Origin of the sequence: Streptomyces sp. McG3, from assembly GCF_018619185.1 — a bacterium.
Taxonomy (GTDB): domain Bacteria; phylum Actinomycetota; class Actinomycetes; order Streptomycetales; family Streptomycetaceae; genus Streptomyces.
Window position 1 is genome coordinate 15,195 of record NZ_JAAXYC010000073.1, and the last position, 15,400, is coordinate 30,594.

The 15,400-nt window shown below is 71.0% G+C and carries 13 protein-coding genes; all 13 read left to right on the plus strand.

Annotated elements, in window-relative coordinates; all coding sequences use genetic code 11:
* The first annotated feature begins 28 nt into the window (after positions 1-28).
* Complete coding sequence (locus HET64_RS14780; RefSeq protein ID WP_215105651.1) at positions 29-1,552, plus strand: folylpolyglutamate synthase/dihydrofolate synthase family protein; 1,524 nt, start codon at positions 29-31, stop codon at positions 1,550-1,552.
* A 7-nt stretch (positions 1,553-1,559) separates the two neighbouring features.
* Positions 1,560-1,913 (plus strand): DUF4233 domain-containing protein, encoded by a 354-nt coding sequence (locus tag HET64_RS14785; protein WP_215105653.1) that lies wholly within the window; start codon positions 1,560-1,562, stop codon positions 1,911-1,913.
* A gap of 225 nt (positions 1,914-2,138) precedes the next feature.
* A complete protein-coding gene (gene ndk, locus HET64_RS14790) occupies positions 2,139-2,552 on the plus strand; it encodes a nucleoside-diphosphate kinase (protein WP_018959188.1) in 414 nt (137 codons plus the stop codon).
* Between the two features lie 288 nt (positions 2,553-2,840).
* Positions 2,841-3,860, plus strand: a complete 1,020-nt coding sequence (locus tag HET64_RS14795) for a rod shape-determining protein (RefSeq protein ID WP_007448937.1) — start codon at positions 2,841-2,843, stop codon at positions 3,858-3,860.
* A 210-nt stretch (positions 3,861-4,070) separates the two neighbouring features.
* On the plus strand, positions 4,071-5,108 hold the full coding sequence (gene mreC / locus HET64_RS14800; RefSeq protein WP_215105655.1) for a rod shape-determining protein MreC: 1,038 nt from the start codon (positions 4,071-4,073) through the stop codon (positions 5,106-5,108).
* 11 nt (positions 5,109-5,119) lie between these two features.
* Positions 5,120-5,785 (plus strand): rod shape-determining protein MreD, encoded by a 666-nt coding sequence (mreD, locus tag HET64_RS14805; RefSeq protein ID WP_215105657.1) that lies wholly within the window; start codon positions 5,120-5,122, stop codon positions 5,783-5,785.
* Positions 5,786-5,819: 34 nt separating this feature from the next.
* A complete protein-coding gene (gene mrdA, locus HET64_RS14810; protein ID WP_215105659.1) occupies positions 5,820-8,042 on the plus strand; it encodes a penicillin-binding protein 2 in 2,223 nt (740 codons plus the stop codon).
* On the plus strand, positions 8,042-9,235 hold the full coding sequence (rodA, locus tag HET64_RS14815) for a rod shape-determining protein RodA (RefSeq protein WP_215105662.1): 1,194 nt from the start codon (positions 8,042-8,044) through the stop codon (positions 9,233-9,235). Before mrdA ends, rodA begins: the two co-directional genes overlap by 1 nt.
* 30 nt (positions 9,236-9,265) lie before the next feature.
* A complete protein-coding gene (locus HET64_RS14820; protein ID WP_215105664.1) occupies positions 9,266-10,792 on the plus strand; it encodes a CYTH and CHAD domain-containing protein in 1,527 nt (508 codons plus the stop codon).
* A gap of 52 nt (positions 10,793-10,844) precedes the next feature.
* Complete coding sequence (locus HET64_RS14825) at positions 10,845-12,773, plus strand: TIGR03960 family B12-binding radical SAM protein (protein WP_215105666.1); 1,929 nt, start codon at positions 10,845-10,847, stop codon at positions 12,771-12,773.
* A 68-nt stretch (positions 12,774-12,841) separates the two neighbouring features.
* Positions 12,842-14,044, plus strand: coding sequence for a hypothetical protein (locus HET64_RS14830; protein WP_215105668.1), 1,203 nt, complete (start codon positions 12,842-12,844; stop codon positions 14,042-14,044).
* A 122-nt stretch (positions 14,045-14,166) separates the two neighbouring features.
* Complete coding sequence (locus HET64_RS14835) at positions 14,167-14,949, plus strand: TIGR03936 family radical SAM-associated protein (RefSeq protein WP_215105670.1); 783 nt, start codon at positions 14,167-14,169, stop codon at positions 14,947-14,949.
* Positions 14,950-15,177: 228 nt separating this feature from the next.
* Positions 15,178-15,400: hypothetical protein (locus tag HET64_RS14840; RefSeq protein WP_215105672.1), on the plus strand; the 223-nt coding region annotated here is incomplete at its 3' end.

Here is a 15,400-nt window from a genome sequence, read left to right on the forward strand (position 1 = left end):
GTCGGCGCCCATCCGTAGACTGGGCCCCGTGAGTGAGCCCCGCCCTTCAGACCGGCACGACGCGCCCGATCCCGACGACACCTTCGAGGAGATCGTCGACGAGGCGACCCAGCGCGACCCCGACCTGGCGGTGATCGAGGCCGGGAGCCGCACCCTGCGCGCCCACTCGGGTCAGCCCCAGGGCGAAACGGTCCCGGCCCGCCCGGCCGACCCCGAGACCGACAAGGCGCTGCGCGCGGTGGAGCAGGAGCTCGCCGGACGCTGGGGCGAGACCAAGCTGGAGCCGTCCGTCACGCGCATCGCCGCGCTGATGGACCTCCTCGGCGAGCCGCAGCGCGCCTACCCCTCCATCCACATCACCGGCACCAACGGCAAGACCAGCACGGCCCGCATGATCGAGGCCCTGCTCAACGCCTTCGAGCTGCGCACCGGCCGCTACACCTCCCCGCACGTCCAGTCGATCACCGAGCGGATCAGCCTCGACGGCTCCCCGATCGAGCCCGAGCGGTTCATCGAGACGTACGAGGACGTCAAGCCGTACGTGGAGATGGTCGACGCCCAGCAGCCCTACCGGCTCTCCTTCTTCGAGGTCCTCACCGGCATGGCGTACGCGGCCTTCGCCGACGCGCCGGTCGACGTGGCGGTCGTCGAGGTCGGGATGGGCGGCACCTGGGACGCGACGAACGTCATCGACTCCACGGTCGCCGTCGTCACCCCCATCTCGCTGGACCACACCGACCGGCTCGGCACCACGCCGGCCGAGATCGCCGGCGAGAAGGCCGGGGTCATCAAGCAGGGCGCCACGGTCATCCTGGCGCAGCAGCCGGTGGACGCCGCGCAGGTGATGCTCAAGAAGGCCGTCGAGGTCGACGCCACCGTGGCCCGCGAGGGCCTGGAGTTCGGCATCACCTCGCGCGAGATCGCGGTCGGCGGCCAGTTGCTGACGCTGCGCGGGCTGGGCGGCGAGTACACGGACATCTTCCTTCCGCTGTACGGGGCCCACCAGGCGCACAACGCCGCGGTGGCGCTCTCCGCCGTCGAGGCGTTCTTCGGCATCGGCGCCGAGCAGGCCCGCTCCCTCGACATCGACGCGATCCGCAAGGCGTTCGCCTCGGTGCTCTCGCCCGGCCGCCTGGAGGTCGTGCGCTCCAGCCCGACCGTCGTGCTGGACGCCGCGCACAACCCGGCGGGGGCCAAGGCGGCGGCGGACGGCATCTCCGAGGCGTTCAGCTTCTCCCGGCTGATCGGCGTGGTCGGCACGAGCGGTGACAAGGACGCCCGCGGGCTCCTGGAGGCCTTCGAGCCGATCTTCGCCGAGATCGTCGTCACGCAGAACTCCACCGCCCGCGCGATGGACGCGGACGAGCTGGCCGCGATCGCCGTCGAGGTCTTCGGTGACGACCGGGTCCAGGTCGAGCCGCGGCTCGACGACGCGCTGGAGGCGGCGATCACGCTGGCCGAGGAGGAGGACGAGTACGCGGGCGCCGGGGTGCTGGTGACCGGATCCGTGATCACGGTCGGCGAAGCCCGGCTGCTGCTGGGAAGGGGCTGAGAGAAGGATGCGGACGCTCTGCGCCTCGACGCTGATCGGTGAGTTCTTCGTGATCGGCTTCGCCGGTCTCGTCGCGATGAAGCTGGACGACGCCTCCATGGCCGTGGTCTGGACGGTGTGCGGCATCGGCATGCTCCTCTCCGTGCTGCTGTGCGGAATGATCACCCGGCCCGGCGGTGTCCAGCTGGGCTGGGCGCTCCAGGTCGCCCTGGTCCTGAGCGGGTTCGTGGTCCCGACGATGTTCATCCTGGGCCTGGCCTTCGGCGGTCTGTGGTGGGCCTCGATCCACTACGGGCGCAAGATCGACGAGGCCAAGGCCGACTGGGCCGCCCGGCAGGAAGCCGAAGAGGCCACGGCCTGAGACGCTGCGGCCCTGAGACCTTGAGGTCCCGGGCCGGGTCTCCCCGTCCGGATCTCCGGATCTCCGGATCGCGCAGGCCCGCCGACACGCGCGGCTCGCCCCTCGGGCCCCGCAAATCCGGGGCCCGAAGGTGACCCTGGGTGAACCCGGGCGCAGACCTGCCCCCGAACCCCTGTAATCTCGCCCTCACCGCACCCGTATGCCTGGCCTTGCAAGGAGCCGTACATGACTCAGCGCACTCTCGTCCTGCTCAAGCCCGACGCGGTCCGCCGTGGCCTGATCGGCGAGATCGTCGGCCGCATCGAGCGCAAGGCGGACTGGCGGATCACCGCGCTGGAGCTGCGCACCCTGGACCACGAGACGCTGGAGCAGCACTACGGCGAGCACAAGGGCCGCCCGTTCTACGAGCCGCTCATGGAGTTCATGCGGTCCGGCCCCGTCGTCGCCCTGGTGGCCGAAGGTGAGCGGGTCATCGAGGGTGTCCGCACCCTGGCCGGCCCCACCGACCCGATCGCCGCCGCGCCCGGGTCCATCCGTGGTGACTTCGGCACGATCACCCGGGAAAACCTCATCCACGCCTCGGACTCCGAGGAGTCCGCAGAGCGAGAACTGAAGCTTTTCTTTCCGGGACTTTCCTGACCCGATCGGCCAAACAGCGCTGTATGCCTGGGGCGACCGAAGTAATTCGGTCGCCCTTCGGCATAGGGTTTGGGATCGCGGGAACGCATCCCTCCGACGTAACGTCACCATGGGTAGAACGGGCACCCGTTCCGCTCACGATGGCGAAGGACCCTCGCGCTGTGTCCGTGCATACGGCACTACGATGGAAGCTTCCACGCCCGCAGCGCCAACCTCGCCTACCAGAACCAGCCATCTTCGCTACCTGGGAAGGCCCGACGCATCCTCATGGGGAACAAGGGGAACTCAATGTCGTTCATCGGCCGTGACATGGCTATCGACCTCGGGACTGCCAACACGCTGGTGTACGTCAGGGGGCGCGGCATCGTTCTGAACGAGCCGTCCGTCGTGGCCATCAACACCAACACCGGCGGAATTCTGGCGGTCGGCTCCGAGGCCAAGAAGATGATCGGGCGCACACCGGGCAACATCGTTGCCGTGCGGCCCCTGAAGGACGGCGTGATCGCCGACTTCGAGATCACCGAGCGGATGCTCCGCTACTTCATCCTCAAGATCCACAAGCGTCGCTATCTGGCGCGCCCCCGTGTCGTCGTCTGTGTTCCCTCCGGTATCACCGGGGTCGAGCGCCGCGCCGTCATCGAGGCGTCCACGCAGGCCGGCGCGCGCCAGGTGCACATCATCGAGGAGCCCATGGCCGCGGCCATCGGCTCCGGCCTGCCGGTCCACGAGGCCACCGGGAACATGGTCGTCGACATCGGCGGTGGCACCACCGAGGTCGCCGTGATCTCACTCGGCGGAATCGTCACCGCGCAGTCGATCCGCACCGCCGGTGACGAGCTGGACAACGCGATCATCCAGCACATCAAGAAGGAGTACTCGCTCCTTCTCGGTGAGCGGACCGCCGAACAGATCAAGATCACCATCGGTTCGGCGTTCGACCTGGAGAAGGACGAGCACACCGAGATCCGCGGCCGCGACCTGGTGTCCGGGCTGCCCAAGACGGTCGTCATCTCGGCCGCCGAGGTCCGCAAGGCCATCGAGGAACCGGTCAACGCGATCGTCGACGCCGTGAAGACGACGCTCGACAAGTGCCCGCCCGAGCTGTCCGGAGACGTCATGGACCGCGGCATCGTCCTCACCGGCGGCGGCGCGCTGCTGCGCGGACTGGACGAGCGGCTGCGCCACGAGACGGGCATGCCGATCCACATCGCCGAGGACCCGCTGGACTCGGTGGCGCTCGGCTCCGGCAAGTGCGTCGAGGAGTTCGAGGCGCTCCAGCAGGTGCTGGACGCCCAGCCCCGCCGCTAGCGCACTTCGGGTGGTTGTCCCCGCGGGGACAACCACCCGATCCGGCGAGCGGACGCTGACGCTCCGCCCGCCGGATCGTTGATATAGATCGTTGCTGTACCTGTAGGGACGCGGAGACACACCGACGCGGACACGCGTCGACGCGGATACACGTACAGCGACGTACAAAAAGGCACGAACATTCCGACGAGGAAGGCACGGCCGCCGCACGTGAGGGACACACGAGAGAGCCGGCTGCTCCTGGTGCTGCTGATCGCCATCGCATTCGCCCTGATCACGGTGGATATCCGAGGCGGCGAGGAGTCACCGGTCGACGGCGCGAGGCAGGCCGCGGCCACCGTCTTCGGGCCGGTCGAGAACGGCGTGGCGGCAGCGGTCGACCCGGTGGGCAACGCCATAGGCGCGGTACGGGACTCCGGCAACCGGCACGACCGGATCTCCACCCTGGAGCAGGAGAACGCCGCGCTGAAGGCCAAGCTCGGCAGCGACGACCGCACCAACAGCCGGGTCCGTCAGCTCGACGCCATGCTGAAGAACGCGGGCGCCGGACAGTACGGCATCAAGGGCGCCGAGGTCATCGCCATAGGAGCGGCCCAGGGCTTCTCCTGGACGGTCACCATCGACGCCGGGGCCGACGACGGCATCCGCCGCGACATGACCGTCCTCAACGGGGAGGGGCTGGTCGGCCGGGTCACCACCGTCGGCCCCGACACCGCGACGGTCCTGCTCGCCAACGACCCCGACTTCACCGTCGGCACCCGGATGGAGAAGACCGACGAGCTCGGCTTCGCCACCGGCCAGGGCTCGCGCCCGCTGTCGGTGCAGTTCCTCAACGGCAAGGCCAAGGTGAAGGCCGGCGACCGGCTGGTCACCTTCGGCTCCAGCAAGGACAAGCCCTTCGTGCCCGGCGTCCCGGTCGGCGAGGTCGTCCGCGTCGACCCCTCCGGCGGCGCGCTGACCCGGACCGTCTACGTGAAGCCGTACGTCGGGTTCACCAAGCTCGACATCGTCGGCGTCGTCGTCCAGGCGCCCCGCGAGGACCCGCGCGACATGGTCCTGCCCAAGCAGCCCGTCAAGAAGAAGCCGAAACCGACTCCCACGGTCACCGTCACGGTCCAGCCCAACGGGGACCTGGTGGACGGCTCCGGCAAGGTCGTCGGCAACATCAACGAGCAGCCGGGCGGCGACGCGGCAGGCGACCAGCAGGGCAACGCCCAACCCGACAACGCGGCCAACGACCAGGAGTAGAGCTGATCCCCATGCGCATCAACCGGACTCTGCTCTCGATCGTCCTGGTCGTCGTCGCCCTCGTCGTCCAGGTCTCCGTCCTCGCCCGCCTCCAGCTCCCCGGGGCCGTCCCCGACCTGCTGCTCCTCACCGTCCTCGGCCTCGCCTTCGTGTACGGGCCGGTGAGCGGCTCCCTCATCGGCTTCGGCGCGGGCCTCCTCGCGGACCTCGCCCCGCCTGCCGACCACGCCGCCGGACGCTACGCCCTGGTGCTCTGCGTCATCGGCTACCTCGCGGGCCTGGCCCGGCCGGAGAACGGTCAGCTGAAGTCGGCCTTCGCCCCGATGGCCGTGGTCGTCGCCGCCGCGATCGGCTCGACCCTGCTGTACGCGGGCGTCGGCGCGCTCGTCGGCGACACCGCCGCCCGCCATGTGGGCCTGGGCAGCCTGCTGTTCACGGCCGCGGTCTACGACCTGCTGCTGGCGCCCTTCACCGTGCCGCTCATCATGGCGCTGGCCAGACGCACCGAGAACGATCCGCTCGCCGACTCCTCGTCCGGTGGCAACGACGTCGCCGCCGGCTGGCTCGCCTCGGGCACCGGTCTGCGGATCGGCAACCAGCGCGGCGGGCTGCGCGTCAAGGCCGCCCGCAACCGCGCCGCCCGCGCGGGCAGGATCAAGGGGGTCAAGCGACTGTGAAGCCGTACGCGACAGAGGGCACCGGGGGAACCGCGTGAGCAACATTCCCGAGACCGGGCGGACCCAGCGGGTCCAGATCCGGCTCATCGTCATCCAGGTCCTCGTCTTCTCGCTGCTGCTGACCCTCGGCGGGCGCCTGTGGTACCTCCAGATCCGCAACGGCGACGAGTACACCGCCGAAGCCGCGGGCAACGGGGTGCAGCAGGTCGTCCAGCCCGCCGTGCGCGGCTCGATCCTCGACGCCCGCGGCGTGCCGCTCGCCGACAACGAGACCCGCCTCGTCGTCTCCGCGAGCCGCACCGAGCTGCTGAAGATGAAGGACGACGGCGTCGGCGTCCTCACCCGCCTCGCCGACGTCCTGGACATGAAGGCGAGCGACGTCCGGGACAAGGTCCGCCTCTGCGACTCCAAGACCCCCCAGCCCTGCTGGAACGGATCGCCGTACCAGCCGATCCCGGTCACCGACGAGGCCACCACCCAGCAGGCACTCCAGATCCGCGAGCGCGCCGAGGACTTCCCCGGCATCACCGCCGAACCCACCGCCGTACGCCGCTACGCCGCACCCGGAAAGGCGAGGACCGCACAGGTCCTCGGCTACCTGTCGCCCGTCACCGACGAGGAGATCCAGAAGGCGCAGGACGGCCCGTCGCCCTATCTCCGCTCCGACCAGGTCGGCCGCTCCGGCCTGGAGCGCACGTACGACAAGGAGCTGCGCGGCAAGGCGGGCGTCACCCGCTACGAGGTCGACAACCTCGGCCGCGTCATGGGCGAGGCGGAGAACGACCCGGCGGTCTCCGGCTCCACCCTCGTCACCAGCCTCGACGCCCGCGTCCAGGCCGTCGCCGAGCACGAGCTCGCCGCCGCGATGAAGCTGGTCCGCGGCGAGACCGACAAGATCACCGGCCGTAAGTACGAGGCGGACTCCGGCGCCGTCGTCGTGATGGAGTCCAAGACGGGCCGCATCGTCTCGATGGCCTCCCAGCCCGACTACGACCCCAACGACTGGGTCGGCGGCATCTCCGGCAAGCAGTACGCCAAGCTCACGAGCAAGAAGTCCAACTACCCGCTGCTCAACCGGGGCATCCAGGGCCAGGCCCCCGCCGGCTCGATCTTCAAGGTGGTCTCCGCCAGCGCCGCCGTACGTGGCGGCCACGCCTTCGACGACCTCTACGAGTGCAGCAGCTCCTACAGCCTCGGCAACCAGACCTTCGCCAACTTCGAGTCCCAGGGCCACGGCCCCATCACCCTCGGCGACGCGCTCAAGTACTCCTGCAACACCGTCTTCTACCGTCTCGGCCACGAGGAGTGGGCGAAGGACGGCGGCATAAAGCCGAAGAAGAACGCCAAGGACTGGTTCTACCGCACCGCCCGCGACTTCGGGCTCGGCGCCGAGACCGGCATCGACCTGCCCAACGAGGTCAAGGGCCGCATCCCGGACCGCCAGTGGAAGCAGGACTTCTGGGCGGCCAACAAGGACTCCTGGTGCAAGGAGGGCAAGAAGGGCGGCACCTACGTCCAGCAGATCGCGTACGAGAGCTGCCTCGAAGGCAACCAGCTCAAGGCCTACGACAGCATCAACTACTCGATCGGCCAGGGTGACGTGCTCGTCACGCCCATCCAGATGGCCACCGCCTACGCCGCCATCAGCAACGGCGGCACCCTCCACGAGCCCACCGTCGGCAAGGCTGTGATCAGCCCCGACGGAAAGACCGTCCAGGAGATCGAGCCCAAGGCCAGCGGCAAGCTGCCGGTCAACGCCCAGACCATCAAGGACCTCGACAAGGGGCTGCGCTCGGTGGTCGAGCCCGGCGGCACCGCCGCCTGGCGGTTCGGCGGCTGGCCGCAGGACAAGATCCCGATGCGCGCCAAGACCGGTACCGCCCAGGTCTACGGCAAGCAGACCACCGGTTGGTTCGCGACCTACACCGACGACTACACGATCGTCATGACGATCTCCCAGGGCGGCACCGGCTCCGGCTCCGCCGGGCCCGCCGTCCGCAAGATCTACGACGCGCTCTACGGCCTCGACGCCGAGGGCAACCAGGACAAGAAGAAGGCCCTGCTGCCGAAGCCCCAGAAGGCGCTGCCGAAGATCCAGCCCGACGGCTCGATCTACGCCCCCAAGGTCAAGCCCTACGACCCCACCCCGGCCGAGCCCGCGGAGCAGCCGGGCGGGCAGGAACCCCAGTTGCCCCTGCCGCCCGGAGGCCAGCCCGGACTCACAGGATCGCCGGCGTCGAACGGGAGGCAGCCCTGATGGCAGGTGGATTCTCCGTCTCCCGCTACGCCCCCGACCAGGGCTCCTGGGCCAAGCTGACCGCCCGCGACTCCCTCGCGCGGCGGCTGGACTGGCCGCTGCTCGGGGCCTCGCTGGCGCTCTCGTTCCTCGGCGCCCTGCTCGTGTGGTCCGCGACCCGCAACCGCGATCACCTCACCCAGGGCGACCCGTACTTCTTCCTCCTGCGCCACGCCCTCAACACCGGCATCGGCGTCGCTCTGATGATCGGCACGATCTGGCTCGGCCACCGCACGCTGCGCGGGGCCGTCCCGGTCCTCTACGGCATCTCGGTGCTGCTGGTCCTGGCGGTCCTCACCCCGCTCGGCACCACGGTCAACGGAGCCCACGCGTGGATCAAGCTCCCCGCCGGCTTCTCGATCCAGCCCTCCGAGTTCACGAAGATCACCATCATCCTCGTGATGGCGATGCTGCTGGCGGCCCGTGTCGACGCGGGCGACCAGGCCCACCCCGACCACCGGACCGTCGCCAAGGCCCTGGGCCTCGCCGCCATCCCCATGGCCATCGTCATGCTCATGCCGGACCTCGGCTCGGTGATGGTCATGGCCGTCATCGTCCTCGGCATCCTGCTGGCCTCCGGCGCCTCCAACCGCTGGGTCTTCGGCCTCATCGGCGCGGGCGCGGGCGGAGCCGTCGCCGTCTGGCAGCTCGGCCTGCTCGACGACTACCAGATCGCCCGCTTCGCCGCCTTCGCCAACCCCGCGCTCGACCCGGCGGGCGTCGGCTACAACACCAACCAGGCCCGCATCGCGATCGGCTCCGGCGGACTCACCGGTACCGGACTCTTCGAAGGCACCCAGACCACCGGTCAGTTCGTGCCCGAGCAGCAGACCGACTTCGTCTTCACCGTCGCCGGCGAGGAACTGGGCTTCCTCGGAGCGGGACTGATCCTCCTGCTCCTGGGCGTCATCCTGTGGCGCGCCTGCCGTATCGCCCGCGAGACCACCGAGCTGTACGGCACCGTCGTCGCCGCCGGGATCATCGCCTGGTTCGCCTTCCAGTCCTTCGAGAACATCGGCATGACGCTCGGCATCATGCCGGTCGCCGGGCTGCCGCTGCCCTTCGTCTCCTACGGAGGATCCTCGATGTTCGCCGTCTGGGTGGCGATCGGGCTGTTGCAGTCCATCAGGGTGCAACGGCCGATGTCCGCCTGAACCCGGCGCCCGCCGGGTAGGTGTCCGTACATGGCGGACACCAAGCGCGAGATCGAGCGGAAGTACGAAGCCACCGACGACACCCGGCTGCCCGACCTGACCCGGGCGGCCGGGGTCGACCGGACGGTCCACCGCGGCCTGACCGAGCTCGACGCCGTCTACTACGACACCGCCGGCCTCTGCCTGGCCGCCGACGCCCTCACCCTGCGCCGCAGGACCGGCGGGGCGGACGAGGGCTGGCACGCGAAGTTCCCCGTCGCCGTCGGCGTCCGGGACGAGATCCACGAGCCGCTCTCCGACGCGGTGCCGCCCTCGCTGGCGGCCCTGCTCCGCTCCCGGGTCCGCCACGCGGAGATCGCCCCCGTCGTCCGGCTGCTCTCCTCCCGGGACGTCCACCACCTGCTGGCCGCCGACGGGACCCTCCTCGCCGAGGTCAGCGTCGACAAGGTGCTCGCGGAGCGCCTCGCGGGGGAGGGGAGCGGCACCACCGCCACCTGGACCGAGATCGAGGTCGAGCTGGCGGACGACGGCGACCCCGCGATCCTGGACGCCGTCGAGAAGCGGCTCCGCAAGGCCGGGGTGCGCCCCGCGGAGTCCGCCTCGAAGCTCGCCCGGGCGCTGGCGGAGACGACACCCGTACGGGACGGGGAAGGGCGGGAGAAGGACGCGCCGCAGACCGCGGGCGACCACGTCCTCGCCTACGTACGGAAGCAGATCTCCACGATCGTCCGCCTCGACCCCGCCGTCCGCCGCGATCTGCCCGACTCCGTGCACAAGATGCGCGTCGCCACCCGCAGGCTGCGCAGCACCTTCAAGACCCACCGGGGGCTCCTCGACCGCGAGGTCACCGACCCGCTGGGCGCGGAGCTCAAGTGGCTCGCCGCCGAACTGGGCCTCGACCGCGACCAGGAGGTCCTGGACGAACGCCTCGGCACCCGCGTCGAGGCCCTGCCCGCCACCCTGACCCTCGGCCCGGTCCGCGGCCGCCTCCGCGCCTGGTCGGCCGCCCGCCGCACCGGATCGCGCCGCAGGATCATCGACGTACTGGACGGGAAGCGGTATCTGGACCTCCTGGACGCCCTCGACGCGCTGATCGCCGACCCGCCGCTGCGCCCCGCCGCCGGCCGCGCGCCCGGCAAGGCCCTGCCCCGGGCGGTCCTCAAGGACTACGAGCGCCTCGCCACCCGCGTCGACCACGCCCTCGGTCAGCAGCCCGGACCGGAGCGCGACGCGGCCCTGCACGAGGCCCGCAAGGCCGCCAAGCGCGCCCGGTACGCCGGCGAGGCGGCCCGCCCCGCGCTCGGCAAGCCCGCCCAGCGTTTCGCCCGGCGGGTGAAGGCCGTACAGACCGTCCTCGGCGACCACCAGGACAGCGTCGTCGCCCGCGAGGCCCTGCGCGGGCTCGCGATCCAGTCGCACGCGGCGGGGGAGACCGCGTTCACCTGGGGGCTGCTGTACGGACAGGAGGAGGCCGCCGCCGAGGCCCGGGAGCGCGAACTGCCCGAGGTCTGGGACCGCGCGTCCGCCCCCGGACTGCGCGCGGATCTGAGGACCTGAGTACCGGGGTACGCTGGATGGTCACCCCTGCCGGCTCACGAAGGTTCGCGAGATGTCTGCCGCATCGGTCTTCCCACAGCTCGAAGCTCTGCTCCCGCATGTGCAGAAGCCCATCCAGTACGTCGGCGGTGAGCTGAACTCCACCGTCAAGGAGTGGGACAGCTGCGACGTCCGCTGGACCCTCATGTACCCCGACGCCTACGAGGTCGGACTCCCCAACCAGGGCGTCATGATCCTCTACGAGGTGCTCAACGAGCGCGAGGGCGTCCTCGCCGAGCGCACGTACAGCGTCTGGCCGGACCTCGAAGCGCTGATGCGCGAGCACGACGTGCCGCAGTTCACCGTGGACAGCCACCGCCCCGTCGGCGCGTTCGACGTCTTCGGGCTGAGCTTCTCCACCGAACTGGGCTACACCAACATGCTCACCGCCCTGGACCTCGCGGGCATCCCGCTGGAGTCCAAGGACCGCACCGTCGACCACCCGATCGTCCTCGCGGGCGGCCACGCCGCGTTCAACCCCGAGCCGATCGCGGACTTCATCGACTGCGCGGTCGTCGGCGACGGCGAGCAGGCCGTCCTGGAGATCACCGAGATCATCCGCGCCTGGAAGGCCGAGGGCCGCCCCGGCGGCCGCGACGAGGTGCTCTTCCGGCTGTCGAAGACCGGCGGCGTCTACGTCCCGCGCTTCTACGACGTGGAGTACCTCCCCGACGGCCGCATCGGCCGCGTCGTGCCCAACCGGTCCGGCGTGCCGTGGCGGGTCTCCAAGCACACGGTGATGGACCTCGACGAGTGGCCCTACCCCAAGCAGCCGCTCGTCCCGCTCGCGGAGACCGTGCACGAGCGGATGTCCGTGGAGATCTTCCGCGGCTGCACCCGCGGCTGCCGTTTCTGCCAGGCCGGCATGATCACGCGCCCCGTGCGGGAGCGAAGCATCACCGGCATCGGCGAGATGGTCGAGAAGGGCCTCAAGGCGACCGGCTTCGAGGAGGTCGGCCTGCTCTCGCTCTCCTCCGCCGACCACAGCGAGATCGGCGACATCGCCAAGGGCCTCGCCGACCGCTACACCGACGACAAGATCGGCCTCTCGCTGCCCTCGACCCGCGTCGACGCGTTCAACGTCGACCTGGCCAACGAGCTGACCCGCAACGGCCGCCGCTCCGGCCTCACCTTCGCCCCCGAGGGCGGCTCCGAGCGCATGCGCAAGGTCATCAACAAGATGGTCTCGGAGGAGGACCTGATCCGGACGGTCGCCACGGCCTACGGCAACGGCTGGCGCCAGGTGAAGCTGTACTTCATGTGCGGCCTGCCCACCGAGACCGACGAGGACGTCCTCCAGATCGGCGACATGGCGGTCAACGTCATCGCCAAGGGCCGCGAGGTCTCCGGCCAGAACGACATCCGCGCCACGGTCTCCATCGGCGGCTTCGTGCCCAAGCCGCACACCCCCTTCCAGTGGGCCCCGCAGCTCAGCGCCGAGGACACCGACGCCCGGCTGAAGAAGCTCCGCGACAAGATCCGCGGCGACAAGAAGTACGGCCGCTCCATCGGCTTCCGCTACCACGACGGGAAGCCCGGCATCGTCGAGGGACTCCTCTCGCGCGGCGACCGCCGCGTCGGCTCCGTCATCCGCGCGGTCTACGAGTCCGGCGGCCGCTTCGACGGCTGGCGCGAGCACTTCAGCTACGACCTCTGGATGAACAGCGCCGAGAAGACGCTGCCCGGGTTCGGGGTCGACGTCGACTGGTACACCACCCGCGAGCGGACCTACGAGGAGGTCCTGCCCTGGGACCACCTCGACTCCGGCCTGGACAAGGACTGGCTCTGGGAGGACTGGCAGGACGCGCTCGACGAGACCGAGGTCGAGGACTGCCGCTGGACCCCCTGCTTCGACTGCGGCGTCTGCCCGCAGCTCGACCTGGACATCCAGATCGGCCCGACCGGCAAGAAGCTCCTGCCGCTCAGCGTCGTGAACAAGTAGCGCTTCCCCGATCGACCCGCAGGCCCGGTCCGGCAACCCCGGACCGGGCCTGACGCGTCCTTGACGGCATGGACTACGGCAAGCACCAGGCCCCGCAGGGGTACGAGCCCGGCGGCAGCGTTCTGACCACGCTGATCAGGATCCCGGTGCGGATCGTGGTCGTGGTGCTCGTCCTGCCCGTCCGCATGGTCCGGGACGCGCTCACCGCCCTCTGGCACGCCGCCGGCCGTGTCCTGCTGCGCCCGCTCGGCCGGGCCCTGGCGTGGCTCCTCGACACGCTCGTACTGACCCCGCTGACCTGGCTGTACACCGGGGTCCTCACACCGCTCGGCAAGGCCGCCTCCTGGCTGGCCGTCGCCCTCCTCCTGTGGCCCTGGATCGGCCTGTGGCGGTACGTGGTCGTCCCTGTCGCCCGCTACGGGATCGCCGCGCCGGCGGTATGGCTGTACCGGGCCGTCCTCACCCCGCTGGGCCACGGGCTGCGCTGGATCGGCATCGCCCTGCTGGCCTCGGCGGCGCGCGGTCTGGGAACCGGCCTGGCCTGGCTGCTCGCCACTTTGCTCGTCCTGCCGGCCGCGGCTCTGTGGCGCTATGTGATCGTCCCGGTGGTCCGCTACGGGCTGATCGTCCCGGTGGTGTGGCTGTACGGGGCCGTCCTCACCCCCATCGGCCTCGGCACGGCCTGGGTCCTGGGCAGGCTGTGGCAGGGCGCTGCCTGGGTGCTCGGCCGGCTCTGGCGGGGGATCGCGGCCACCGGACGCGGGCTGGGCGTCGCCGTCGCCTGGCTGGTCATGACCCTGCTCGTCGCCCCCGTCTCCTGGACGTACCGCCGCGTCCTCGCCCCGGTCGGCCGGGAGATCGCCGCCGCGTCCGAGGTCGCCTGGCGGATCGCCGGGTACGTCTCCCGGGCCGTCGGCCGGGGCATCGCCCGGCTCGCGTGGTACCTCGTCGGCGCGCCGGTCTCCTGGGCGTACCGCACGCTGTTCACCCCTGTCGGCCACTTCCTGCGCGACTCCGTGGCGGCCCCGGCCCGCCGCGCCGCCGCCGAGGCGGGCCGGGCCGCCCGCGCTGCCCTCGCGTCCGCCCGGGAAACCGTGCGCCGGGCGCGCCGCGACGCGTGGCGGGCGCTGGCCGGCTCCACGGACGGCGCACGGTCCCGGGAACCGGTGGGGATCCCTGCGCGTACTCTGGGTAGTACAACGACTGTCCCCAGCGCGGCGCAGGCGTCCGAGACCCCTCTGCTCGGCGAGAAACTCGTCCAGCGGGGGTGAGCCGGAGCGGCACCCGGGGGTCACCCGAATCTCGTGGGCGGCGCGCCACCGCGCCCGCCCCGCACCGAGGAGAAGAACCACTGGGCAAGCGACAGCCCGAAGGCCCGCCGCCCGCACCGGCAGTGCAGCGCATCCGCCTGCGCTACACCAAGCGCGGCCGCCTCCGGTTCACCAGCCACCGAGACTTCCAGCGGGCCTTCGAGCGGGCACTGCGCCGCTCCGAGGTGCCGATGGCGTACTCGGCGGGCTTCACCCCCCACCCCAAGGTCTCCTACGCCAATGCCGCACCCACCGGCACGGGCAGTGAGGCGGAGTTCCTGGAGATCGCCCTCACCGAGGCGCGGGACCCCGAGGTCCTGCGCGGACTGCTCGACGCGTCGATGCCGGACGGCCTCGACATCATCGACGCCGTGGAGGCCCGCACCTCGGGCCTGGCCGAGCGGCTCACCGCGTCCGTCTGGGAGATGCGCCTGGACGGCGTCGAGCCCGAGGACGTCCGGACCGCCGTGGCCGCGTTCAACGACGCCGAGGCCGTGGAGGTCCAGCGCAAGGCGAAGAACGGCATCCGGACGTTCGACGCCCGTGCCGCCGTCGCCGACCTGCGGGTCGTCGACGCTCCGGCCGATAGGCCGGTAGAGCGGCCCTGTGCGATACTGCGCCTGGTTGTTCGGCACGTGACACCTGCCGTGCGACCCGACGACGTCCTGTCCGGTCTCCGAGCTGTGGCCGACCTGGCGCCGCCCGTCCCCGCCGCGGTGACGAGGCTGGCGCAGGGGCTCTTCGACGAGGAGTCCGGCACGGTGACCGACCCGCTCGCGCCCGACCGCGAGGCCGCCCCGACCGCACATTCCGCGGTCGCCGGGGCAGCCGTCGCGACGGCGCCGGAAGGTGCAGGTTCCGCGTAAGGCGGTCGTTGTAGCGCAGCCCTCCGACTCGGGAGCCACCTGGGTCGGGCCGCGCACTGACCCATAAGACTTTCGCCAGGCCGTAGGCACACCGCATACGGAACCGGCGAGCCAGACATCAGTTCCCGTGCGGCGCCCGCGCCCCGGACGGCGGTATCGCACCACTGCGGACCGTGCCGGACCGGAATCAGACGCGGCGCCCGGGAGCACGACGGGAGAACCGCCCGCATGCCTCAGCCGAACGAACCCGGCACGACCGGGAACAACGAAGAGAACACCCCCGGGGACAAGCTGCCGCCGCGCCGCAGGCGCCGCGCCGCTTCCCGCCCGGCGGGCCCGCCCGGTGCGACCGCGGCCCCCGCCGAGGACCTCACGCCGGCCATACCGGCCGACGGGTCCGCCGCCCCCGCCGCGGACGACACGCCCGGGGAAACGGTCGCCGAGACCGCCC

Bases quoted from the DNA above. Each gene is read 5' to 3' on its own strand.
- HET64_RS14785 (WP_215105653.1), top strand. From the start codon at position 1,560: ATGCGGACGCTCTGCGCCTCGACGCTGATCGGTGAGTTCTTCGTGATC.
- ndk (WP_018959188.1), top strand. From the start codon at position 2,139: ATGACTCAGCGCACTCTCGTCCTGCTCAAGCCCGACGCGGTCCGCCGT.
- HET64_RS14830 (WP_215105668.1), top strand. From the start codon at position 12,842: ATGGACTACGGCAAGCACCAGGCCCCGCAGGGGTACGAGCCCGGCGGC.
- HET64_RS14825 (WP_215105666.1), top strand. From the start codon at position 10,845: ATGTCTGCCGCATCGGTCTTCCCACAGCTCGAAGCTCTGCTCCCGCAT.
- rodA (WP_215105662.1), top strand. From the start codon at position 8,042: ATGGCAGGTGGATTCTCCGTCTCCCGCTACGCCCCCGACCAGGGCTCC.
- HET64_RS14820 (WP_215105664.1), top strand. From the start codon at position 9,266: ATGGCGGACACCAAGCGCGAGATCGAGCGGAAGTACGAAGCCACCGAC.
- HET64_RS14795 (WP_007448937.1), top strand. From the start codon at position 2,841: ATGTCGTTCATCGGCCGTGACATGGCTATCGACCTCGGGACTGCCAAC.
- mreD (WP_215105657.1), top strand. From the start codon at position 5,120: ATGCGCATCAACCGGACTCTGCTCTCGATCGTCCTGGTCGTCGTCGCC.